The sequence below is a fragment of the Salinimicrobium terrae DSM 17865 genome (genome assembly GCF_000424665.1).
GTDB classification, from domain to species: domain Bacteria; phylum Bacteroidota; class Bacteroidia; order Flavobacteriales; family Flavobacteriaceae; genus Salinimicrobium; species Salinimicrobium terrae.
On the sequence record NZ_KE384222.1, the window covers coordinates 245,001 to 266,634 of the forward strand.

General features: G+C 39.0%; 24 protein-coding genes. 6 read left to right on the top strand and 18 right to left on the bottom strand.

The features are described 5' to 3' along the window. The first annotated feature begins 2 nt into the window (after nt 1–2). Nucleotides 3–1,124, top strand: coding sequence for a CNNM domain-containing protein (locus H148_RS0115595; RefSeq protein ID WP_029035632.1), 1,122 nt, complete (start codon nt 3–5; stop codon nt 1,122–1,124). 53 nt (nt 1,125–1,177) lie between these two features. Here the strand turns inward: H148_RS0115595 and H148_RS0115600 are convergent, their stop codons facing one another. From H148_RS0115600 to H148_RS0115630, 7 genes are all read right to left on the bottom strand, one after another. After that, nucleotides 1,178–2,242: a mechanosensitive ion channel family protein gene (locus H148_RS0115600; protein ID WP_029035633.1), complete on the bottom strand. Its 1,065-nt coding sequence runs from the start codon at nt 2,240–2,242 to the stop codon at nt 1,178–1,180. A 268-nt stretch (nt 2,243–2,510) separates the two neighbouring features. Further along, nucleotides 2,511–3,197 (bottom strand): DUF2490 domain-containing protein, encoded by a 687-nt coding sequence (locus tag H148_RS0115605; RefSeq protein ID WP_029035634.1) that lies wholly within the window; start codon nt 3,195–3,197, stop codon nt 2,511–2,513. Between the two features lie 11 nt (nt 3,198–3,208). After that, nucleotides 3,209–3,922, bottom strand: a complete 714-nt coding sequence (locus tag H148_RS0115610) for a TVP38/TMEM64 family protein (RefSeq protein WP_029035635.1) — start codon at nt 3,920–3,922, stop codon at nt 3,209–3,211. Between the two features lie 88 nt (nt 3,923–4,010). After that, entirely contained in the window at nt 4,011–4,862 is an 852-nt protein-coding gene (locus H148_RS18095; protein ID WP_037325456.1) for a hypothetical protein, read from the bottom strand. Nucleotides 4,863–4,869: 7 nt separating this feature from the next. Continuing rightward, nucleotides 4,870–5,316 carry a hypothetical protein gene (locus tag H148_RS0115620; protein ID WP_156877276.1) on the bottom strand — a complete coding sequence of 149 codons (447 nt, stop codon included), beginning with the start codon at nt 5,314–5,316 and terminating at the stop codon, nt 4,870–4,872. Between the two features lie 52 nt (nt 5,317–5,368). After that, nucleotides 5,369–6,628 carry a sensor histidine kinase gene (locus H148_RS0115625; protein ID WP_029035637.1) on the bottom strand — a complete coding sequence of 420 codons (1,260 nt, stop codon included), beginning with the start codon at nt 6,626–6,628 and terminating at the stop codon, nt 5,369–5,371. Beyond that, entirely contained in the window at nt 6,625–7,302 is a 678-nt protein-coding gene (locus tag H148_RS0115630) for a response regulator transcription factor (protein ID WP_029035638.1), read from the bottom strand. The genes H148_RS0115625 and H148_RS0115630 overlap by 4 nt, the downstream gene beginning before the upstream one ends. Before the next feature lie 111 nt (nt 7,303–7,413). Between H148_RS0115630 and H148_RS0115635 the strand changes: the two genes are divergently transcribed. After that, on the top strand, nt 7,414–7,845 hold the full coding sequence (locus H148_RS0115635; protein ID WP_029035639.1) for a PepSY-like domain-containing protein: 432 nt from the start codon (nt 7,414–7,416) through the stop codon (nt 7,843–7,845). Nucleotides 7,846–7,975: 130 nt separating this feature from the next. Here H148_RS0115635 and H148_RS0115640 read toward each other — a convergent pair whose 3' ends face one another. The 6 genes from H148_RS0115640 to H148_RS18720 form a co-directional block, all read right to left on the bottom strand. Then, nucleotides 7,976–8,596: a phosphatase PAP2 family protein gene (locus H148_RS0115640; RefSeq protein ID WP_245583440.1), complete on the bottom strand. Its 621-nt coding sequence runs from the start codon at nt 8,594–8,596 to the stop codon at nt 7,976–7,978. Nucleotides 8,597–8,986: 390 nt separating this feature from the next. Beyond that, entirely contained in the window at nt 8,987–9,907 is a 921-nt protein-coding gene (locus tag H148_RS18415) for a DUF2382 domain-containing protein (RefSeq protein ID WP_051286541.1), read from the bottom strand. A gap of 45 nt (nt 9,908–9,952) precedes the next feature. After that, nucleotides 9,953–10,156, bottom strand: coding sequence for a hypothetical protein (locus H148_RS0115650; RefSeq protein WP_029035641.1), 204 nt, complete (start codon nt 10,154–10,156; stop codon nt 9,953–9,955). 47 nt (nt 10,157–10,203) lie between these two features. Beyond that, the gene (locus H148_RS0115655) at nt 10,204–10,590 is read right to left on the bottom strand and encodes a YsnF/AvaK domain-containing protein (RefSeq protein WP_029035642.1); all 387 of its coding nucleotides are present in this window, start codon (nt 10,588–10,590) and stop codon (nt 10,204–10,206) included. A 369-nt stretch (nt 10,591–10,959) separates the two neighbouring features. After that, a complete protein-coding gene (locus H148_RS0115660; protein WP_029035643.1) occupies nt 10,960–11,418 on the bottom strand; it encodes a COG2426 family protein in 459 nt (152 codons plus the stop codon). Between the two features lie 162 nt (nt 11,419–11,580). Then, on the bottom strand, nt 11,581–11,757 hold the full coding sequence (locus H148_RS18720) for a hypothetical protein (protein ID WP_169578590.1): 177 nt from the start codon (nt 11,755–11,757) through the stop codon (nt 11,581–11,583). A gap of 412 nt (nt 11,758–12,169) precedes the next feature. Between H148_RS18720 and H148_RS0115675 the strand changes: the two genes are divergently transcribed. The 3 genes from H148_RS0115675 to H148_RS18105 all read left to right on the top strand — a co-directional run bounded on the left by H148_RS0115675 (nt 12,170) and on the right by H148_RS18105 (nt 15,494). After that, nucleotides 12,170–13,624, top strand: a complete 1,455-nt coding sequence (locus H148_RS0115675; RefSeq protein WP_029035644.1) for a PQQ-dependent sugar dehydrogenase — start codon at nt 12,170–12,172, stop codon at nt 13,622–13,624. Beyond that, nucleotides 13,597–13,992 (top strand): c-type cytochrome, encoded by a 396-nt coding sequence (locus H148_RS0115680; protein WP_083961704.1) that lies wholly within the window; start codon nt 13,597–13,599, stop codon nt 13,990–13,992. Before H148_RS0115675 ends, H148_RS0115680 begins: the two co-directional genes overlap by 28 nt. Before the next feature lie 182 nt (nt 13,993–14,174). Further along, nucleotides 14,175–15,494 (top strand): PQQ-dependent sugar dehydrogenase, encoded by a 1,320-nt coding sequence (locus tag H148_RS18105; RefSeq protein ID WP_211222998.1) that lies wholly within the window; start codon nt 14,175–14,177, stop codon nt 15,492–15,494. Nucleotides 15,495–15,561: 67 nt separating this feature from the next. Here the strand turns inward: H148_RS18105 and H148_RS18975 are convergent, their stop codons facing one another. From H148_RS18975 to H148_RS0115705, 4 genes are all read right to left on the bottom strand, one after another. After that, nucleotides 15,562–17,934: a TonB-dependent receptor gene (locus tag H148_RS18975; RefSeq protein WP_029035646.1), complete on the bottom strand. Its 2,373-nt coding sequence runs from the start codon at nt 17,932–17,934 to the stop codon at nt 15,562–15,564. 16 nt (nt 17,935–17,950) lie between these two features. Next, entirely contained in the window at nt 17,951–18,334 is a 384-nt protein-coding gene (locus H148_RS18110; RefSeq protein ID WP_083961706.1) for a transmembrane 220 family protein, read from the bottom strand. A gap of 97 nt (nt 18,335–18,431) precedes the next feature. Continuing rightward, entirely contained in the window at nt 18,432–18,923 is a 492-nt protein-coding gene (locus tag H148_RS0115700) for a DUF305 domain-containing protein (RefSeq protein ID WP_029035647.1), read from the bottom strand. 37 nt (nt 18,924–18,960) lie between these two features. Beyond that, nucleotides 18,961–19,497 carry a DUF3347 domain-containing protein gene (locus H148_RS0115705; RefSeq protein WP_029035648.1) on the bottom strand — a complete coding sequence of 179 codons (537 nt, stop codon included), beginning with the start codon at nt 19,495–19,497 and terminating at the stop codon, nt 18,961–18,963. A 569-nt stretch (nt 19,498–20,066) separates the two neighbouring features. Between H148_RS0115705 and H148_RS0115710 the strand changes: the two genes are divergently transcribed. Further along, entirely contained in the window at nt 20,067–20,873 is an 807-nt protein-coding gene (locus tag H148_RS0115710; RefSeq protein ID WP_029035649.1) for a universal stress protein, read from the top strand. A gap of 248 nt (nt 20,874–21,121) precedes the next feature. Here H148_RS0115710 and H148_RS0115715 read toward each other — a convergent pair whose 3' ends face one another. Next, on the bottom strand, nt 21,122–21,466 hold the full coding sequence (locus H148_RS0115715; protein WP_029035650.1) for a cupin domain-containing protein: 345 nt from the start codon (nt 21,464–21,466) through the stop codon (nt 21,122–21,124). Between the last annotated feature and the right edge of the window lie 168 nt (nt 21,467–21,634).

Here is a 21,634-nt window from a genome sequence, read left to right on the forward strand (position 1 = left end):
ATATGGAATTACTAATTCTTTATGCTGTTTTATCCATTTTCTTTTCCTTTTTATGTTCAATTCTTGAGGCGGCTTTGTTGAGCTTTACGCCTTCTTTTATTAAAATAAATAAACAGGAGGGGAATGGGTTTGCAGACACTCTTGCCGAATTTAAAAAAGATATTGATAAACCTTTAATAGCCATTCTCACTGTAAATACAATTGCGCATACAGTGGGAGCTATAATGGTTGGGGTGCAGGCAGAAAAAGCATTCGGGGATGGAACAAATGCTGTTATGATAGTATCTGTAATTATGACATTAGCTATTCTTGTGCTTTCGGAAATTATTCCAAAAACTATTGGGGCAACTTATTGGCAGAGTTTGGGTAAATTCACGGCAACATCTTTAAGGCTCCTTATCTTTCCTCTAAAGTACACCGGCATCTTATGGTTAATGATGCTTACAACCAAAGCGATAGGTAAATCTGCCCATGTAAGTACGATGAGCAGGGAAGAATTTATTGCGATAGCAGATGTTGCGGGTGAGGAAGGAGTCTTTGAGGAAAATGAGACTACAATTATCAAAAATCTTTTAATTTTTAAATCTATTCAGGCCAAGGATGTGATGACTCCTTTTTCTGTAGCCAAAATAGAAGATGAAGAAATGACAATAGAAGATTTTTTTCATGCCAACCGAAATTTAAAATTTTCGCGAATACCCGTTTATAAAGATTCTCCAAATAACATTTCCGGGTTTATTTTAAAAGATGACCTGCTGGAAGAAATGATAGATGAGAAAGGTCCGGAACCTCTCAGCTCCCTTCAAAGGGATCTTCCCGCCATAACCGGGGATGTTCCCATTCCTGTTCTCTTTGACAACTTTATCAAGAAGAGAATTCATATTGCTATGGTTGTGGATGAATTCGGAAACACTATTGGATTGGTTACCATGGAAGATATTATTGAGACTCTTCTGGGACTGGAGATCATGGATGAGAGTGACAGTGTTGAGGATATGCAGAAGCTTGCCAGGAAAAAATGGGAAGAGAGGGCAAAAAGAATGGGAATCCTTTCTTTTGGACAGGAGGATTCAGAAGAGGTTAAAAATCCCGGAACTTCAGACAATTCAGAAAATAAAGAATAAAGAGTCCTTTTTTTACTGAAATTAACTTTCAGTAATTTCCTTTAGAAAAGTTGTTATCTATTGGAATTTGGAAAAATGACCTTTTCGGGATGTTTTTTTAATTCCTTCATGATATGGGTAAATAACAATGATTTTGTTGGACCCGAGTTTTTTGGCTGCACCAGAAATCTTACCGTTACTTCGATCCAGGTATTGTTATTTGCGGTGAAGATTACTGAAGGCCTCTCCTTTATTTCAAGCTCCTGAATCATAGAATCGGCAAGAATTGTTTTTAATCTTTTAACCCGTCTCATCATAGCTTCCCCTACTTCCTTTTCGGCTATATCTGTTACCAGACCGGATATAAAATCAAAATCGCTATCATAAGAGACATAAAACTTTACTTCGTTCCAAATAAATGGAAAAAGCGGCCAGGAATAATTGATTACATATTCACTAAAGATTCGGGAATTGGCAAATTTTATTATCCTGCCACTAGGGTGATCTCCCGATAGATAATCCCCCCTGAATTCCCACAGCGTAGTGTCGAAGTATCCAACACTCATTACATCTCCATAGACAGTTCCAATCTTAATTCTGTCCCCAACCTCATACGGCTTCCGGAGCAGCAGGTAAAGCCAGCCAAAAAGACTTGTGAGAGGATTTTGCAAAGCTAAACCAAGAATTAAAGAAACAACTCCAAAAGAGACTAATGTCGCATACCAATTCGAAAAGATCAATGAAATGGCGATCAACACTATAAGAACAAAGCTTATAAAATTGATGAGGCTTTTAAAATTATAGGCACTGGCCTTGTCGTCTATTTTTCTTCTTAATATCTTTCGGAGGAGGCGGTTCAAAAAAAGAACCGTAGTGATCAACATGGTGCCTAAGACCAGTTTTTTTACCAGCGGGATATATTCCGTGGAGATGGGAAGGGTGCGGGATTCCAGTAAATAAAAAATTAGTCCTGCAATAAGAAGAACAAGTACCGTGTATCCAATAAGAAAGAATACTCCTTTTTGCTCTTGAGGAGAACTTTTCTTAGACCTGTCCGTCTCCAAAAGGGCTTTTTTTACCTTCTCATCTTCCAGAATCTTTTTTATTTCTTCCTCCTCTGTTTTCTTATCACCGGTCATCACAAAATCTTTTTTTTAAAACCGGAAGAAGCAACTAACCGATTTAGATTAATCAAACTCTACCTCAGGTTTTATGTTGGGTCAAATCAACCTTTCATCCTGGAAAGATTGTCTGTTACATAGGCAATTTACAGATTATCCTGTTTCCCGTTAATGAAATTAATTGATTCTGGATAAAGAAGGTGTAAATTAAATTCCTTTTGCAACCCAGGTTCAAAATATTGAAATATTCCAGCAACACCTTTAAAGCAAGAAAGAAATTTTGAATCTAGAGGGAAAGAGACACGCCTGTCACTACAAAAAATTCATGGGCCGGGTCCAGTGCATAATTTCCAAGTCGATATTCTAGGGATAACCCCAGTTCAAGGTCTTGTAAAGAGCTGTTTTCAACTCCAAGTGAAAATCGTTGTTCCGCTTCGGGTTTAAGATTAGCAGAAACAGCATATAAGGCTTCTGTTGCAGCTTTAAAAGAGAATCCTTTGCCAACAGGTTGCGAAAATCCCAGTTGATATCTCACCCTGTGGATGGTATGCTCCCTAAACCGCTGTTCTACGCGAAACCTGTGGGATAGGGGTAGGGTAGAATTGGCAGGTTGGATCTTCACCTGTTCAATGATCCTGAACTCGTCTATTGCAGAAGGATTAAACAGCTCCCTGAACCGATACCTCAGGCCCAGGCTAAGGACCAAAGACGGATTGGCTTTAAAATCGGTAAAATGATTTAATTCTATATGTTCACTCTGGTAACTCTCAATCTTTTTTCCCAATGATCTCTCTTGTAACAGCCCGCGATATCCTGCCCCTATGTCCATAGACCAGTCGGTAGAAACCGGTAGCGAAAGACCAAATTCATTTTCATAAAAGTAAGCATGTGGATTTTGTGAGAAAGAAACATTACATCCTAAAACAAGGAAGAGTACAAAAACTGTTAATTTATTCCGTCGTGAACTTTTCATAAGTTAGTTTATTAATTAGTTGATGATCTTTTTTTCCTGTCCCAGTACACGTAGAGTCCAAACAGGATCAAACTAATTACCGAGCCCCATAATAATCCTGTTGTAAGTGCACCTGTACTTTTTCCAATAATAGCAATAAATAATGCCAGCGGTGCAATTCCTACCAGGGTGGCACCGATAAATTTCCAGTAGCCCATTTTTAAAATACCTGCTACAAAACTTATAGCATCATTCGAAAGAAATGGATTGAGTCTGGTCACAATAACGGCCCAGAAGCCATAGTTATCAATGAAGCTACTAATCTTCTTTTCATTTTTGTGACCTATAAGTTTTTCCACGATTACGGGACCAAAGTATCTCCCAATAAAATAACCAACAGAGGAAGCTGCAAACACTGAAATCATGATGATAATACTGCCGAAAAGGGGGCCATACGCCAGGACAGAGACGACCATTAGTGCTATAGTCGGGATCACCAAAAGAAACATTTGTGCGATCATAGTCAATACAAGGATCACGGGGCCGAACCACCCGAATTGATCAACCCATTCTTTGATCCTTGCTTCATCATCGCTGGTAAGAACATTCCATGCTTCAGTTAGAAAATTCTGGACACCGGGAATAAAAAAGTAGGCCAGAACAAGAGATAAAATAATACCTGCCGATATGTAAAGAGGGAGTTTACTCTGTTTAACTGTTGGGGAGTCTAAAGAATCATTATTCATATATTTTTTTTCTTTTTGCTTTGCTAATAGTAAAATTTGAACTGATAGGAAAACCAGATCTGTATCTTTATATAAAGCTAGTTTTTAATTATTTTCGGTTTAGAGACACTTTTAGGATATTTGCAGGGCCATCTGCCGCTTCATTTGAGATATAGAGATCTCCTGCGGGACTAAACGTCAAACCTTCAGGATTTCCGAAATCCCTGCTTCTTAACATTAGAAGTTCTTTTGGAGCTCCATCTTCATCGGTAATAAGGATTTTCGGTCGGGTGCCATCAAGAATGAAATACTCTCCTGTTTGCGGATGAATACCAATTTCTCCGGGAGCAAATCTATTTTTCAGCTTTTCATCTACTCCGTCAAAAATGGAATCTGAAAGTTCTAGCAAAAACAATGGTTTTTTATCAGAATTATTTTTGTTGAGATCAAAAACATAGATCCCTTTATTTTTATTAAAATTTCTGCCTTCTTTTACTGCCATGAGCAGACGGTTGTTTGCAGGATCTGCACATAAGCCCTCCAGGTTGATCCCGTGGAGCTGATTTGTGGTAGTTACATGTTTTTGAACCTGGGGATCTTGTCCCGTAAAACCTCCTACCTTAAAAATGATCCCGTCACTTCGCAGAATATAAGCATCGTTTTCGATCACTGCTATACCTTCATAATCTCCCCCGTTGCCGAATTTTGTTTTACTTTCGATCTTGGAGGTTTGAAGATTATAAATAAAAATTATTCCATCTTCATCCTGTACACAGGCAATACGCTCTTCTCCAAGCCAGGCGATTCCCGATACTTCTGAAAGAGCATTGGGTAGATCCCATTTTTGGAGGATCTCATAAGCCGGGTCCATTTTTGGTTTTTCGGGAGATCTTTCTTTAAAAGAAAATACACTCACCAGTAACACCAGCACCGCAACTATCCCAAAATTGATCTTTTTCATCGCTTTATTATTTCCAGAAATTCAATTTCGGATCCTGTTTTCCGGTTTTATCCAGGACCACCTCTTCATTTACTAAAAATCTATCTACTTCTGCCTGATAGAAAATTTTCGTTCCCCATCTCACCAGCTCAAGATTCTTAATATCTTTTTTCCCAAGCTCCATATTGAGTGTCTCCCGTACTTCAATCGGTAGCTCATTCCAGGAAATTTCCTTCTTTTCCCTGAGGAGATTTCCTGAGGAATTGATAAGTGCTTTATGATCATTTCCATCAATTTCAAATTCTACCTCGTAGTTTTCTCCCTTGGGTTTAAAATCTACATCGCTGGCCTTGGAATATTCTGCCATAAATTCATTTAGTACCACAGAGGGCACTTCAGAATACGGATAGTCGTCGTTGTCACAAGACAATAAGCCTAGACCAATTAAAATGATAAAAAGATTTCTAGCCTTCACTTTTATTCCTTTGCTGCTAATTTGCGGAAGGAAACTGGAAAGAATTGGGAACTTAAAAATGAATGCTGAAGATGTGTTTTTCAGTAGTGAAATTATAGATGAGTTTCAAATCCATCTTCTCTGCTACGGCTTTAGAAATCGTGAGTCCGAGCCCTGTAGCATCTGCTTTTTCGGTACCTTTAAACCTGCTGAAGATTTTTTTCTTTTCAAGAGGGGAAGAACCTGGATTGCTAAAATGAATTGCATTATGGGTAAATTTCACTTCGACGGTAGTACCCGAAGGGGTGTGAAAAATGGCATTTTTGAGGAGGTTTGAGACCAGGATCCCGGCGAGGTCCTTACTTCCTGAATTTTGAATTTCAACTTCTTCAAATAAAATAATTTCCACTTTCCGGTGGGCAGCAAAGTCATTAAATTCTGAAACTATTTGTTTTATAAGAGGGTTCCAATTGATTTCCTCTTTCTCTGTAAACTGCCGGTTCTCGATCCGGGAAAGTAGTAGTAATGACTTGTTTAACCGGGTGAGTCTTTCGAGGCTGTGAAGTACAATTCCCAATTCCTCCATTTGGTTGGGAGAAAGATCTGCATTTTCTGCCATCAACTCAAGTTTGTTTATGCTAACTGCCAGGGGAGTTTGTAGCTCATGAGAGGCATTTTCAATAAATTCTTTCTGGCTTTTATAGCTCTCTACAGATTTTTTCAGCAAGTGGTCTATACGCTTATTCAACAATTGAAATTCATGGATTTTTGTATCCTCGTATTTAATTTCCTCATCTTTTTCTATGCTGAATTTCTCGAGTCGGCGTAAAAGTTTATAAAATGGTTGCCAGGCTTTTTGCTGAAAGAAGTTGTTAAGTAAAACGATGGTGAGGATCAGACCGATATACAGCCAGAGGAGGGAAAAGAAAAGTTCTTTCTGCAAGTCATCTTCTTCCACCATGGAAGTGACGACTTTGATCTTATAAAAGGACCCTCCCTGCTGAAAAACACTTTCCAGAAGTCGTACCGGTTCATATTCCAATTCATTTTCCATAAACATTAGCGTATCCCGGTAAGAATCTGTAAAACCCCTGGCAAGATCTGGAGAAGTAGGAGTAATAATATAGTTTCCATCTTCAAAAGCCCTTTGTTTAAGAGTTATTGAGTCTTGTCTGGCCTTCCTTATCACCAGCATTTTCTGGTTGTCAAGACCATCATCCATACTGTCATAAATTTCATCCAGAATTTCAAAGTAGAAGATGAGAGCCCAAATGCCCAGCAGGAAGACAAGAATAACAGCAAAATAAGTAGTTGTGTAGTTGAGGAGTTTCATGGAACCAGGAGCTTATAACCTATTCCGTAAACTGCTTTGATCTCGATCCCTGCATTTGCGTCTGATAATTTTTTTCTCAGATTTTTTATCTGGGAATAAATAAAATCAAAGTTATCAGTCTGGTCAATATAATCTCCCCACACATGTTCTGCCAAAGCCGATTTACTTACCAGCCGGTCCCGGTTTGTACAGAGGTAAAAAAGCACATCAAATTCCTTCCGGTTAAGTTCCAGTTCCCTGTGATTCACTTTTACCAGGTGACTATCTATTTCTATTGTAACATTGGAGACTTCAAAAAGTTTACTTCCGTTCAGCTTTCGCCGTCGAAGTACAGCTTTAACCCTTGCATGAAGTTCAGCCATGTGAAATGGCTTGGGGAGGTAATCGTCGGCACCCAGTTCCAGTCCCTTGACCTTGTCATCAAGAGAGTCTTTAGCCGAAACTATAATGACAGAATCACTATAGCCTTTCTCTTTTAGTAATTTCAAAATTTCCAGTCCGTTCCCATCTGGCAGAGTGATATCGAGCAGAATGCAATCGTAGTCATAAACTCCTATTTTAGAAATGGCATCCTGATAAGAAGCTACCGGCTCGACAAGGAAACCTTCCTTCTCCAGGGTAACCTGCATATTATGCCTCATGTCTTTCTCGTCTTCAATTATCAGGATCTTCATGCGTCAAATTTAGAAGTGAATTTGGGAAACATTTAGGATTCCATTCAAAACTGTTCCCATTTTTTTCCAGATTTGGTTCCTTATTTCGCTGTGAATTTAAAACAATAAGTTATGAAAAGAGTATATGTATCGGCATTTTTCGCCCTATTCTCAATTGGAGTATTTGCACAGGTAAATACCGGAAATTTACCGGCCACTGCCCAGAATTTCGTCAGTGAGCACTTCTCTGCGGTTACTGTTAACGAAGTAGAAGAATATAGTAACTGGCAGATTTGGGAGGATGAGAAGTACGAAGTTAGATTGTCCAACGGAATAGAACTGGATTTTGATGAAAATGGAAATTTAATCGAAATCGACAGTCAACGCAATGAAGCTATAACAATGTCGGCCTTACCGTCAAAAGTCACCTCTTATCTGGAGGCCAACTATCCAAATGCACAGGTAATTGGGTGGGAAAAGCAGGATAAGGAACAGGAAATTGAACTGGCTGATGGTACCGAATTGGAATTCGACATTCAGGGGAATTTCAGAAAAATAGATTAATTCTTTGAAATAAGAAGATACTTAGAGGCTGCCGACTGGCAGCCTCTTTTTTATTGGGTAAGAATTGTGAATTAATTTACTGATAGTGAATAAAGGGGAGTGTGTTTTCAGCAATAAACCTGGATCCATTTCAGAAAATATATTTAAATCCAAGTAAGTAGTGATCATCAGAACTGCTGAAAGTTAATTCTACATTTTTATTCTTCTCTCTGGGATTGGTGAAGAACCAGGTGCTTCCTATACCCACAACAGCACCTGCCAGCACGTCCCAGCCGTCATGACGGGTAGCATGAATACGACTAAAGCCGGTGTATCCTGCAAGTAAGTAAGCTGGAATACTATATTTGAAGCCATACCTCCGGTGAAAAAAAGAGGCACTCTGGAAAGTTACCGAGGTATGTCCCGAAGGGAAGGCATAGCCACCGCCTTTAAACGGCCGGTCTTTATTGATCAATACCTTGGCTGCACCGGTCACCGCCAGGTTAAGGGCTGCGCTCTTGGTGAATTGCCAGGTACCTTCATAATCTTCAAGTATAAGAGTTGTTGCCACTGCCGATGCGGGTATTAAAAAGAGTGTACCATCGCCGGCATTTTCTATAAAAGAATCTTCGGGATTAAAGAATTGACTGTGGCTTTCGGTTGGAGATAAGAAGAAGATTAAAAAAAAGAAAATCAAAAAACGATGCTGTAGCCGTATCCACCATACTTCCGGATTGTAATTTGCATGCAGAATTCTATTATTTTTTGTCAAAATGATATTTTTTTAATTAAACATGTAACTCAGGCTTATTAGGGTTGACCGGCACGGTTCATAACCAAATGGCCTTTGTGACGACTATAGATGCCGTCTTTCGTAAAATACGTACAGATGTTATTGCTTCAAAAAGCTTTAATAGGCTTTAACTATATTTACCACTTCTTTAACCTGCAATGAAAATTTAAGAAGGCTTAGTTTTTAGGCAGGAAATCGGGGGATAGGAATGAGTTTTTCCATTCCATAAATTTACAGATCCAGTATTCGGTTTTGAAGATTTTATGGTAAAAAAGAAAGGATAAAACTTCTTTAAAGTCTTATCCTTTCCTCCAGAATGAGAATCTGTGTCAGGTTCTCAATTCAAAATTAAATCAAATTGCATCAATACTAGAACCTGTTCTTATCAGTCTTCTCGGTATTTGATCTTTTTCTCGAAGCAAAGCCATCTCTGTCTTTCGTGTTATCAGACTTTTTGTCAACATCGACTTTGGTCTCTTTTACCTTGTCTTTAATAACTTCTTCTTTATTCTTCACTTCTTTCTCAAGAGTTACCTCTTCTTTTACTCTCGCTTCTTTGTTGACTACCGGTACCTCTGAAGTTTCTTTTGCTTCAATTGTTTTTTCTTCAAAATTTTTCATTTTTGAAGTGTCGGCAGGCTTATCTACAGGGTTTCGTTTAACTTCTACGTTCTCTTCCCTTAGATTTACTCTTTCTTCAACAGGACGTTCAACTACGCGGCTCGTAACTTTTGCTCCACCGGTTTGAACTTCTTTTTTTCCAACTTCCAGATTCTCTTCAACAACATCCACTTTTTTATCGGTGGTTCTATTTTCCATTTTATTATTTTTTTCATGGTCATAGAATTTGTCTTCATTGAAGTTTTCGTTGTCGTAGAAAGTTTCCTTTTTATACTGAGTGGTACCTTTGGTTCCGGTAAAGGTATTTACAATAAGGGTTTCATCTTCCTGGGTAAGGTTATCTGCTTTATCATATTTTGGCAGAGTAGTCAAATGCTCCTTTTTAATATTGGGAACAATAACTCTTTCCTTACTCGTATTTAACTGGGCCTGGCCAATTGGAATTAGAACCTTTCGATCGTCGTTCATAATTTCCCCATCTTTAAGATTGGTAATAATATACCTCACTTTCATTCGGTCCTTATCAAACAGCATATCGTGAACCTTTCCAACTTTTTTGTCAGATCTGTCAACGATCTTCCAGTTATCAATATTTGGTTGATCATCTGCGATTTTATAATCACTATGATTCAATTCTTCTAAATGGTTTATTCTTGTTCTCTTTTCCATAATGTTTTTATTTTTTAGTTAATAATTTTTTATATGCTTTCAGCTCTAGACTTCAAAAACCGGTGTAGTTAAAAGCGTGTTGTGTTCTATAGCCGTTATAGGATCTGGTTCGTCTTCAATAATATCATCATCGTCACCTGTGTTTTCCAGGATCACCCAGATAATTATTATTGCGGCCAGAATTCCGAGTAGCCATTTCCACCAGTCATTATTCTTATCCTTTTTAGGTTCTACATCTAATTGTGCCATAATTTGATTTTTGGTTAATATTAAAATTTAATCGGTTGATCTATTATCTATTCTTTTCTTAAAGGTTTGGTGGGAGTTCGTTGGATGTCCAAAACTTCTCTCTTTAATTTTTCTTTGCCTTTGAAAGATTTTTGAACCTTCTTTTTCGAGATCCATACTTCTTCTTCAAGGATGGTTTGTTTTACATATACTTCTTTATATAAGGAGTATACAGTTGAATCTCCTTCTTCTCTAACAGCCGGTCCCGGATTTTCAACGATGCGACCAATCTTTTTTCTGTCAATTTCAATCTCTTCTTCAAAACCGGAAAAATCAACAGGTACTTCTTCCTGAAGAACCTTTTTGGAAATTTTTACCCGGCCAGTTTCGACTTTTCTCTTCCCAACCTTGAGTCTTTCTTCTTTTAATTCTATTTTTTTATCTTTTTTTTCCATTTTCGAACATATTGAGATTAAAAGAGTGTCTTGTTTTTTCCTTTAATCTTCCTTACTAATATAACCAGAGCATTACTTAAACCCATAGAACTTAACGCACTTTGACATAAGAATACTAAAAAAGGTTAAACCGAAAAATGAATAGGAATTCCTTAACTATTTATCTGGGAATTAGAAATTTGTACCAGTTTGGAGATATTGTGGCTTAAGGGACCACAATAAATAACAGTAGTGCCTTTTTCTGGAATTCAGAAAATTTTCAGTATGTCGAACATTTCAGAAAATTCAGAAAAAGATTTAATTGGAGCAGGAATTAATCCTGAGGAGACAAGATGATATTTTTAGGTAATGAAATAAACAGGGGAATTCTTAAAAATTTTCTCCTGAAGCCAAAACAGTAGCTACCCATACAATGACGCAAGAGAAAAAGATACCTATCGTGTTGGCAGCAAATGCGAGTTTTACAGGAATCCGGAATAAATATGCTGCAATTGTTCCTGCGTATACTCCTGTGCCGGGAATTGGCATCATGACAAATATTAATAAGCCCCAAAAGCCATACTTCACAACATTTTTACCGGCACCTTTTTTTGCCCTTTTTGCGACCTTAATGGCACCAATTTTATATAATCTCCATTTTAAAAAATGTTTGTTGATGAAATGGAGAAAAAAATGCATGACCGGAAATACCAGCACATTGGCAATAAAACAAAAGAAAAAAGCAATAACAGGATTAACCCCATTTAATATGGCATAAGGTATTCCCACCTTCGCTTCACCAAAGGGAGAAATACTCCATAACATGGCGTTTATAATTTCCTGGATCATATTTTTTTAAGAGCAGCAAAAGTAGATAAAAACTCATTTCGATAATCAATAAGATTTTTCATTTTGACGCTTCATTTTTACGGAGGTAATGAGTGAGAGCATGTGAAATTTAAATTGTCTTTTTGAGTTAAATTTAATATCACAGATTTTACCCATATCGGGTTATAAGTTCCTTTTCTCAAGCTCGGCTCGTGAAATACCTTTTTCGAGTGCTTCTTCTCTGCTAATATTCTTCTTTGAAAATAACTGGGAAGCATATTCCAGTGCAGAGGATCTAATATCTTCATCGAGGGAATTAAGTCGCTCTTCAAATTTTTCGAAATCTTTAAAATTTTTCATTATAGCAGGTTTTTGGGTAGGATTTGATAACAGGTTATTGTGTAAAGGGAGCTAGGGGGTCTCGGCCCCTGATCTTGAGTTCGTTTCATTAAGGCATTTCGTTTACCAGAAATGTAGTTTATAAAATTTCGATTTTCAGTTAAATAAGCTGTAATAAAAAGTTATTTAGTTACTCTCCTGTCCAAAGATTCTAATTCACAGCGGCTGGTCCTGAAAAGAGGGGCTTCAGATGAATTTGGAAGATGAGAAGGTTGCAGCACCTTCAGGAATAGATTTTTATTAATCATATTCCCCTCAATTCCTCCCTGTAAAGTTAAAAGGCCGTTAAGCTATTTGCGGCCTTAGAATCAACTCATTAACTTTAATTAATTCCCTCCAGAAAATGACAACTTTTTTAGTTAATTCAAATCTGATGAAAGGGCACTTAAATATTATTCTTTTTCTGGGTATCCTTTTCCTGGTTTCCGGTTGTTATCGCATCATGTCTTCTGATGGAGGCGGACAGTTGTCATATGATCCCGACCGCCGTAATATTGATCCTGCAGACGTGCTTCTTCCTGAAGGATACGAAATTGAAGTGGTGGCCAGAGACCTTACATTCCCCACGGCTGTAACCTTTGATGAACAGGGGACACCATACGTTATTGAAGCGGGCTATTCGTATGGGGAAGTTTTTCTGGAGCCTAAACTGCTTAGAGTCGAACCTGACGGCAGCCGCACCACTATTTTTACCGGTGAGATCAATGGACCTTGGAATGGCGTCACCTACTACAATGAACATTTTTTTATTTCTGAAGGCGGGGAATTAAAGGGGGGAAAGATACTGAAAGTTAATAAAGAAGGGGAAGCCGAAGTTCTTGTAGATGGTCTTCCCAGTCTTGGAGATCATCATACCAATGGTCCTGTAATAAAAGAAGGCTATGTATACTTCGGACAGGGAACGGCAACCAATTCGGGAGTTGTGGGTCTTGATAATGCTGAATTTGGCTGGTTGTATCGCTATGAAGATTTTCACGATATTCCCTGTAAGGACATTCTGGTAAATCCCCTCACATTCGAAACAGAAAATGTTCTTACAGATGCCTCTGATGATATTGCCGTAACAGGGCCTTTTTCGCCTTACAACAAAACAGTGGAACCAAACCAGGTAATAGAAGGAGCTCTTCCCTGTACCGGAGCAATAATGCGAATACCTGTTGACGGAGGAGACCTCGAGTTGGTAGCCTGGGGTTTTCGCAACCCTTATGGAATGGCAGTAGCTCCTGATGGTGAAATTTATATAACCCAAAATTCCTACGACGTGCGTGGGAGCCGGCCAGTTTGGGGCACCGGAGACCTGTTGTGGAAGCTGGAAAAAAACCGATGGTACGGCTGGCCTGACTACAATGGGAGCCATAAAATTACAAACCTGGAAGTGCCGGGCAAAGACAGCCCCGCGCCGGTAATGGCACAGTATCCCGAAGAACCACCTCATCCTGTAGCTACTTTTGGGGTGCATTCTTCCTCCAATGGAATTAGTTTCTCAACGAACAAAAATTTCGGATTTAACGGACAGGCTTTTGTGGCTCAATTTGGGGACATGGCTCCCGGAGTGGGAAAGGTGTTGGCACCCGTGGGATTTAAGGTAGTGAGGGTTGATGTTGATTCGGGTATTGTAGAAGAATTCGCAGTGAACAAGGCTGTAAAGAACGGTCCTGCCACCTGGCTGAAGTCCGGCGGACTCGAACGCCCGGTTTCTGTAAGTTTTAATCCCTCAGGTGATGCTTTGTATATAGTGGATTTTGGAATAATGACAATGACAGACAAAGGACCAAATCCTATGAAAAAAAGCGGTGTGATATGGAAAGTAACGAAGCAGGATCAATAAGACGGACCGGGATAATTTTCTTGCTCCTTTGCATCTTATTTTTGGGGGTAAGAATGAGTAGCTGCTCGGCTCCTAAAACTGCACCACTTGCACAGGTCGTGGAAATGCCCACAGAGAGTCTCCAACAAGGGCGGGTGCTGTTCAATGAGTATTGTGCCTCCTGTCATCCCGGTGGAATGGCAGGAGTAGGGCTGGCAATTATTAACAAGCCCCTGCCAGAAGATGTTATCGAATTCCAGATAAGGAATGGTATTGGGGTAATGCCTGCCTTCAATGATAAAATGCTAAGCGATGAGGAGGTGGAAAACATCGCCGAATATCTTGTATACCTACGGAAAGGGAAGAAGGGTGAGAAAGTCGAGCATTAAGTAAGAACTATGGAAAAAGTGTAATCACATTATTCTTTTGAAGGATTTACCTGCTGTATTTCATATTTCTTCTGTGAGATTTAGAAGAATATGCTAAAAGCACAGTTGATTTTCTATTGGCTTTTAACAAATAGTTAAGCAGGTGCAAATAGATTTTGTTTATATTATATAAAATTGACGTTATGAAAAAGATTATTTTCTCATTATCTCTAACCCTATTCGTATCACTCCCCTTTAAATTATTTTCTCAGGTTGAAGCCGGACTGGAGTTAATAGCCGAAGACCTGGTTTCACCTGTTACCATGGTGGAATCACCAGATGAAAGTGGGAGACTTTTTATAGTAGACCAGGTAGGGGTTATTAGAGTACATACCCCTGAGAGAGGTCTTTTGGAAGAACCCTTTTTAGACTTGAGAGATCATATCATACCACTTAAAGATGCTCACGAAGAGAGAGGCTTACTGGGTCTTGCCTTTCATCCTGATTATGCATACAATGGCCGGTTCTATGTCTTATACAGCGCACCACTTGCGCCGGGGGCACCAGATCACTGGGATCACACTACCCATATTTCGGAATTTGAAGTCTCGGAAGACAACCCTGTTATGGCAGATATTAGGTCTGAGGACGTTATTATGGAGATCAACCAACCGCAGTACAACCATAATGGCGGTACCCTTGCCTTTGGACCCGATAATTTTTTATATATATCCGTCGGAGATGGGGGAGGCGCCAATGACATTGATTTTGGTCATGTTCCCGACTGGTATGAAAAAAATGCCGGAGGTAATGGTCAGGATGTTGAGCAGAATCTTCTTGGCAGCATTCTGCGTATCGATGTCGACAAGGGTTATCGCTATAGTATTCCGGAAGATAATCCATTTGTAGGTAAAGAAGGAATGGATGAAATATATGCCTATGGATTACGTAACCCTTACCGTTTTTCGTTTGATCCCGAAGGGGACCATACACTTATTGCAGGTGATGCCGGGCAGGTACTGTGGGAAGAAGTTGATGTAATAACCAAAGGCGGAAATTACGGATGGAATGTCAAAGAGGGTACCCATTGTTTTAATGCTTACGATAATGACAAGACCAGAGAAGAATGCCCGCAGGAAGATAAGATGGGAAATCCTTTAATTGATCCTGTTCTGGAATTTAAACAAGGTGGTGTTGATCATGGAGGAAAGGGACTTGTTGTAATTGGCGGAAATGTATATAGAGGAGATAATCTTAAGGAACTGGATGGAGATTACATTTTTGGAACCTGGGCCCAACATCATGGAACACCATCTGGCGCTGTATTCGTTGCAGACATGAAAGATCAGGGTATGTGGGATTTTCAGGAATTACAGGTGAAGAGAAACAATTCTACCGGATTGAGCCATTACTTATTAGGATTTGGACAAAATGCCGCCGGAGAAATTTTCCTTCTTACCAGTGATGAGAACGGCCCGGTTGGCAACACGGGGAAAGTTTATAAATTAGTTTCCGCACAGTAGTTTTATAATTGTTAAATGGTAGTTACCGGGAGGCACGTTCTTATGTTTAGGCCGGAAAAATCTAATTTTAAAGTTCTACTGAGAGCGTGACTCCATAAGTTTTTGGATTTCCGAGTCGAACAGCACCAAAATCGTAGCCATAGCTTATGTACGTGGTATCAAAAAGGTTTCTTCCCCAGAATGTGATTTTCCAATCCTGGTAGGACAAGCCAAGATGACTGTTGTAAATACTATACGGCTCCTGGACAAGAGTATTTGCAAGGTCAAAATACTGTTTTCCAAGATGTTTCCATTCCCCTCTTGCGAAAAAACCGAATTTTTCTGCTATTCCAAATTTGCGGGCGTACTGCAGGGCTAACATAGAAGTATATTCAGGAGTGAATATCTGTTTATTTCCTTCCAGATCCAGCTGTTCTCCTTCACCTGAAATCTCAAGGGTTTCATAGGTAGCGTCGGTATATCCAAAGTCATATGAGAACTCCAGCCCGGGAAGAAGTAGTGCCTTTAGTTCAACTTCTACTCCTTTACTGCTCAGTTTACCCGTATTCCGCGTAATAATAATAGCATCGGGCAGAACCAGAGTAGGCACCTGGACGTCTTTTACCTCCATGTAAAAAAGAGTAGCATTCAAAAATAATTTCTCTTCAAAAAAGGCATTTTTGGAACCTATTTCATAGTTGCTGCTAAATTCAGGATCAAATTGATACAGGGGAGGTTGCGAAGGATCTGAAGAAAGTGGTGTTAAACCTCCGGCTCTAAACCCTCTGCTGTATGTAGCGAAGACAATATTTTCTTCTGCAACGGAATATGATAATCCCAACTTTGGGGAAAGTGCAGTAAAATCTGCCTGTCCGGTAGTATCTGCCTGAAATTCATAAACAGGTTGCGGATCTGAAAAACCCTGATATTCACCAAGTACACTTTGTTCTTTTTCCTCGTAATCGTACCGTAGACCTGCAATGAGGTCAAGTTTTTCGGTAAGAGAATAATTCAGTTGTCCAAAAACCGCAGCACCTTTGGAATTAGCTTCCGTAGTAGAGATAAGAGAAAAATTTGTTTCCTCCATTCCCAAAAGACCTGCATCTTCTCCAAATCTTGTGGCCTGGCGTACAGGACTTTTTTGATAGAACAGGAAAGTACCGGCAGTCCATTCCAGGTCCCGATCACCCCTGGGAGGAGGGGAAAACCTGAATTCCTGTGTAAAAACTTTGACATTGTTCCAGTCGTTTCCGTAATTGTTGAAGATGGAAATAGCATCTAAAGGGGAAAAATCGGCATCAATTGGATCTTCGTAGAAACGATAATTTTGTTGGTAAGCGGTCTGAGAACTAAAGTTTAGATTATGTCTTTTATGATCAATGACCAGGGATGCGTTAAAAGTATTATCCTTCATTGCTGTAACCTGGTTCTGGTTGAGGGTATAAGGATTTTCAAAAGCTGCTTCGACCCCCATATTCAATGGAAAAGCCCCCTGATTTTCTGCTGAAAAATGTTTGAAATTGACAGTGGCCTCCCAGGCAGGACTTATGAGATACTGCAGGTAATAATTTCCTGAAAAGTTTTTTTGATCGTCATAGGTTGAGCCGGTGAATTCATTAGTATAGAAGCCATCCCGCTCTTCATATAATGCTGCCGCCCCAAAAAAGAATTTTTCTCCCAGAGGAGTCCTTAGTCCGGCTAATAAACGTTTCTGCCCAAAGTTTCCGAAAGTAGCTTCTCCAAAGATTGAAGTTTCCCTTTCTGGTTTCCTGGTAATAATATTAATTACACCGCCCATTGCATTTCTTCCGTAAAGCGTACCCTGGGGGCCTCGCAGTACTTCTATCCTTTCAATGTCGAAAAGCTGAGTAATATAGGTATCCAGGTTAAACTGGTTCACTCCGTCGATATAAGTTGTAATTGCGGGATCGTAGGAGGTGGACACAATTCCCCTGATGGAAGTCACTGTGCGGCGATCGCCGGGATCACTGGCGTAGAGGTTGGGAGAAATTGCTGTAAGGTCATTGACGTTCTGGATCTTACTTTCTTTCACAGCTTCATAGGATAAACTTGTTATGCTCAGAGGAATCTCCTGAATAATTTCCTCTCTTTTTTGAGCAGTTACAGTGACCGTCTCCAGGCGATTCATTTCTGATTCCAGAACCAATTTTATTTTTTGGTTTTCATTGTTGAACTGCAGATTTTTAAAGGAGGTAGCAAAACCGGATTTTTCAGCAGTTATGACATACCAGCCATATGGAACTTCAGGAAATAAAAATGTTCCGGAGTTATTTGTTCTCGCGGAAAAAGCAGTGTTCAATAATTCAACCTGTACATTTTCTAGAGGATTTCCATTTAGATCTACTACAATTCCTTCAAGCTCTGAATCTGAATTTATTTGACCGTAGCTGGGAATGATATAAAACAAAAGTAAAAGGGTAAGGCTATAGAATTGCTTCATTCAAATTTGATTTTTTTCAGGATTGGCTTTTTATTTTTCTACGTTGCTGTATTATATTTAGAGCAGTGACAGCGGTAAGGATTATTAATCCGAAGAATTCTCTTGTGTTTTCTATCCATGGTTTGGTTACTTTCATGCCCTGGGTTATATTTTCGGCCTCGTAATCACTAAGCCAGGTCCAAACCCCGTCCGGATTAAAAAATAGTACAACAGCATATATTAGGTACGCGAGCAGAGCTACTGTAAAAAGAAGCACACTTCCTTTCTGAAGAATTGAGAGAATACATATAACTGCTCCCGAAAGATATATAGCAAACCAAAGCAGAGGGTCCAAATCGTTCAATTGTAGAAAAGCTGAAGCAATAAAAACTATGGCGAACAACAGGTTAAAATATTTCATTCGGGACTATTTGACATGATCCACTGCATTAACCACCGGAATAAAGCCTTTTCAGCTTATTACCAGCTGTTCTTTTTCTTTTAACAAGAGAGCGTCGTTATTCTTCTTTGTTTTCGAGCCGGTAAATTATTTTTTTCATTTGCGCAATCTCCCGTATTTGTGCCTCGATAATTTCCTCTGCAAGTTTTTGTGCTTCCGGGTCGTCAATATCAGCTCTTTTACTGGTTAAAATAGCAATCGAGTGATGAGGTATCATTGCCTTCATCCACAGCACATCTCCAACCGGTTCCTGAGCCCTTACCAGGCCTAGCGCACTAACAAAAATTATAAAACTACCAGCATAAATGGCAATATTTTTTTTCTTGTTTTTATACATTCCCAGCATCACGGAGAGCATAATCACAGCCATTGCACATATCCCCAGTAGTGCCATATAAAATCTGGTCAAACTAAACCAAATGTGGTCCCATTCATATGTATTCATGTACATGGTTATATACATTGCAATGAATGAAAGAACCAGCATAGTGATGAATTTAGTATACATCCCTTTTTTCATTCCGCCGTGTTTTTTATCTTTTTGGTCCATTGTTTTTAGAATTTCAGTTGAATTAAATATTGTTCTGTTATTTGGAAATTGTTTTTTCTATTGATCCGCAATCGGGCATTCTGTCTCCAAAATATGGATTAGAAATCTCTTCTACGTCGGCATACCAATAAGCTCCTTTATTATCAAAAGCCATTGGACAAAACTTTTTATAGATCGTGCCTCCCGAAAGAGCATCTTCAAACATGGGCCCGAATTCTTCAGTAAATTGCGCAAACAATATTCGTTGTGCTTCAATATCCTCTGTTTCTGAAATTCTTTGGGAAATGGCTTTTATATCAGCCCTTTCTTCCGTAAAGATCTCTGCGATATTACCGGCTGATTGTTGTACCTGATCTGCATCAGATTCAGTTAAGGCCATTTTCATTGCCAGGTAGTGGTGCCATATAGCGCCGGTCATTCCATCAATAAAATGCTGGTCTGCAATATCGGCAGTCATTTTTTCTTCTTGCTTAACTTCTTCGGGAGTATTTACTTCTACCGATTGATTTTCCTTACAACCAATAAATGCAATAAGTAAAGAGGCTAAAATCGTAGTTTTAAGCTGTGTTTTCATATTTAATTTTTTAGAGGTTGTACTGTATTATGCCGGAATTAGAAAGTAGTGCATATTCTAAATTAACAGGGGTGGGACGCTTTAAGTCTCTGCTGTCAGTCCATTCATTTTGGTAATCATATTTCTCATTACGCTCAAAAACATTTCTTTTCCCCATGTGACGATTAAGAACTCAATTTAACAACTGCTGGGGGAGGAACCAAGGTCTTAACAGTTGTTTAACCTGAATTTCCTACAGGGTTTAAGCTTCTGTGACAACTTTTTATAATCATTTTGAGGTTTTTGATCATCCTTTAATTCAGTGAATTTTTAGCCGTAAGAGGAGCTAATTGAGCAGGACTGTAATAAATCCTTTTTAATCCGGAATAGGAATACCGCCAGCCATTTTCAACAATCAAGATTAAAAAGAACAGTTTAACAGTAAAAGACGTAGGTGGAAATATTTCGAAATTTTTTGCGGAATCTATACTTGGTTTTGATCTTCAGGTGAATAAAAAGTCCAATTCCTGATCTATATCATTTTTTCCAGTTAGGTATCATTCTACTTTCGTTCTTTAGAAAAAGATATAATGAAGGTTCTTATTCTGTCTGATTTTTCACCGGTTGCCATTAATGCAACAATCTATGCCCTGGATCTTTTACACGATCAACAGGTGGATTTTACCTTGTTAAATATTTCCGTGCCAGATAGCGATGCTGAAGAAGAGGAACAGGATAAGCAAAGAAGAACAACTCAAGCGAAGCTTCAGGAGAGAGTTCAAAAATTAAGAGAGCGATCTCGTGGCAGGGATCATAAAATTACAGGTCATTATTCTGAGGATAACCTGGTGAATGCTGCCCGGCGTTTTATGGAAAAGAAAGGAGCTGACCTGATAGTAATGGGAGCAGTGGGTGAGGAATCACGACATGACACAATTCTGGGAAACCATACCTTCGAGATCATGTCTAAAATAAAATGTAATATTTTAGCCGTACCAGATAACCAATACTTCCAGGGGCTTAAAAATTTATTGATGCCAATGGACTCTTCTGCTTCCTTTAATAAAAAGAGCCTGCAATTTCTAAACAGCCGGAACATCTTCAAAGAGACGAACCTGAGTGTATGGGAGATTACCGACCATGGAATTACACTTGAGGAGGAACGGTCCCGAACTGAAGAAATTTTTGCTGATCTGGACCAGGTTGAGGTTGATTTCTCAACAATTGATAAGACAGCCATACGACAAAAGATTATTTGGAACGATGTGCAAAGACACTTCCAGCTGATTGTTCTAATGGGGAAAAATATCAGGATCTGTAGTGACCTGATGGACAACAGGCATGGTCTTTTTACCTCTGTGCCAAATCGCTTACCAATTCTCGTCCTACATGATTAGCAGTCTTTAACCTGCTGGAAAGGAAAGAGCTCTTTATTACCAATATGGATAGTTTAAAAATGGAAACAGGCATTTCGTAAGAAGATATGACGTGATGTTCAGAAAAAACATAACTACATAATTCTACTGTGAAAAAATTTTCGCATCTGCCACCACCTGTTGCACAATAATTCCGGGTAATACTCTACCGTTCCAAAGCAGCTATCTGGCATAAATTTTACGCTATAAAATTTATGCCAGATTAAGGTTCAGGAATTATCAGCGACTTCTTTAACTCTTTCAGCTGTATCTGCTTTTGTCAAGGTAAGCCGTACAGTACTGTCTTGCTCTGCTTTTAAGTCGTGGGGTACATTTCCTTCAAGATACACAAGATCACCTTTTTTAAGTTTGTATGATTCTCCATGTACGCCGAAAGAAATTTCTCCTTCAAAAATCTCGACTACTATGGGATAAGGTGTTTTATGTTCTTTCATCACGTGGCCTTTTCGCATAGCTATTCTAATTTCCCTGCTGGTATCTGTATCCAAAAGGACCTGTACTGCGGGTTTGTTTTCGTTGTATTGCAGGTCATTTACTAAAGAGGCTTTTTTCATGTTGTGGTTTTTGTTACACCAATCAAAATAACGCTCTGGTTTTATACTTCAAGGAGGTAACTTGATTGATAAGAGTTCATGTTCTTAATGTAGCGTAATTTCTTGACAAGAACAAAAATAAATTTAATAAAGGACAAATTTGTCTTTTTTAGAATTTATTTCTTATCT

Excerpts from the sequence above, each read along its gene's own strand:
- H148_RS0115595 (WP_029035632.1), top strand. The coding sequence starts at position 3 with ATGGAATTACTAATTCTTTATGCTGTTTTATCCATTTTCTTTTCCTTT.
- H148_RS0115600 (WP_029035633.1), bottom strand. The coding sequence starts at position 2,242 with ATGACCGGTGATAAGAAAACAGAGGAGGAAGAAATAAAAAAGATTCTG.
- H148_RS0115605 (WP_029035634.1), bottom strand. The coding sequence starts at position 3,197 with ATGAAAAGTTCACGACGGAATAAATTAACAGTTTTTGTACTCTTCCTT.
- H148_RS0115610 (WP_029035635.1), bottom strand. The coding sequence starts at position 3,922 with ATGAATAATGATTCTTTAGACTCCCCAACAGTTAAACAGAGTAAACTC.
- H148_RS18095 (WP_037325456.1), bottom strand. The coding sequence starts at position 4,862 with ATGAAAAAGATCAATTTTGGGATAGTTGCGGTGCTGGTGTTACTGGTG.
- H148_RS0115625 (WP_029035637.1), bottom strand. The coding sequence starts at position 6,628 with ATGAAACTCCTCAACTACACAACTACTTATTTTGCTGTTATTCTTGTC.
- H148_RS0115630 (WP_029035638.1), bottom strand. The coding sequence starts at position 7,302 with ATGAAGATCCTGATAATTGAAGACGAGAAAGACATGAGGCATAATATG.
- H148_RS0115635 (WP_029035639.1), top strand. The coding sequence starts at position 7,414 with ATGAAAAGAGTATATGTATCGGCATTTTTCGCCCTATTCTCAATTGGA.
- H148_RS18415 (WP_051286541.1), bottom strand. The coding sequence starts at position 9,907 with ATGGAAAAGAGAACAAGAATAAACCATTTAGAAGAATTGAATCATAGT.
- H148_RS0115650 (WP_029035641.1), bottom strand. The coding sequence starts at position 10,156 with ATGGCACAATTAGATGTAGAACCTAAAAAGGATAAGAATAATGACTGG.
- H148_RS0115655 (WP_029035642.1), bottom strand. The coding sequence starts at position 10,590 with ATGGAAAAAAAAGATAAAAAAATAGAATTAAAAGAAGAAAGACTCAAG.
- H148_RS0115660 (WP_029035643.1), bottom strand. The coding sequence starts at position 11,418 with ATGATCCAGGAAATTATAAACGCCATGTTATGGAGTATTTCTCCCTTT.
- H148_RS18720 (WP_169578590.1), bottom strand. The coding sequence starts at position 11,757 with ATGAAAAATTTTAAAGATTTCGAAAAATTTGAAGAGCGACTTAATTCC.
- H148_RS0115675 (WP_029035644.1), top strand. The coding sequence starts at position 12,170 with ATGAAAGGGCACTTAAATATTATTCTTTTTCTGGGTATCCTTTTCCTG.
- H148_RS0115680 (WP_083961704.1), top strand. The coding sequence starts at position 13,597 with ATGGAAAGTAACGAAGCAGGATCAATAAGACGGACCGGGATAATTTTC.
- H148_RS18105 (WP_211222998.1), top strand. The coding sequence starts at position 14,175 with ATGAAAAAGATTATTTTCTCATTATCTCTAACCCTATTCGTATCACTC.
- H148_RS18975 (WP_029035646.1), bottom strand. The coding sequence starts at position 17,934 with ATGAAGCAATTCTATAGCCTTACCCTTTTACTTTTGTTTTATATCATT.
- H148_RS18110 (WP_083961706.1), bottom strand. The coding sequence starts at position 18,334 with ATGAAATATTTTAACCTGTTGTTCGCCATAGTTTTTATTGCTTCAGCT.
- H148_RS0115700 (WP_029035647.1), bottom strand. The coding sequence starts at position 18,923 with ATGGACCAAAAAGATAAAAAACACGGCGGAATGAAAAAAGGGATGTAT.
- H148_RS0115705 (WP_029035648.1), bottom strand. The coding sequence starts at position 19,497 with ATGAAAACACAGCTTAAAACTACGATTTTAGCCTCTTTACTTATTGCA.
- H148_RS0115710 (WP_029035649.1), top strand. The coding sequence starts at position 20,067 with ATGAAGGTTCTTATTCTGTCTGATTTTTCACCGGTTGCCATTAATGCA.
- H148_RS0115715 (WP_029035650.1), bottom strand. The coding sequence starts at position 21,466 with ATGAAAAAAGCCTCTTTAGTAAATGACCTGCAATACAACGAAAACAAA.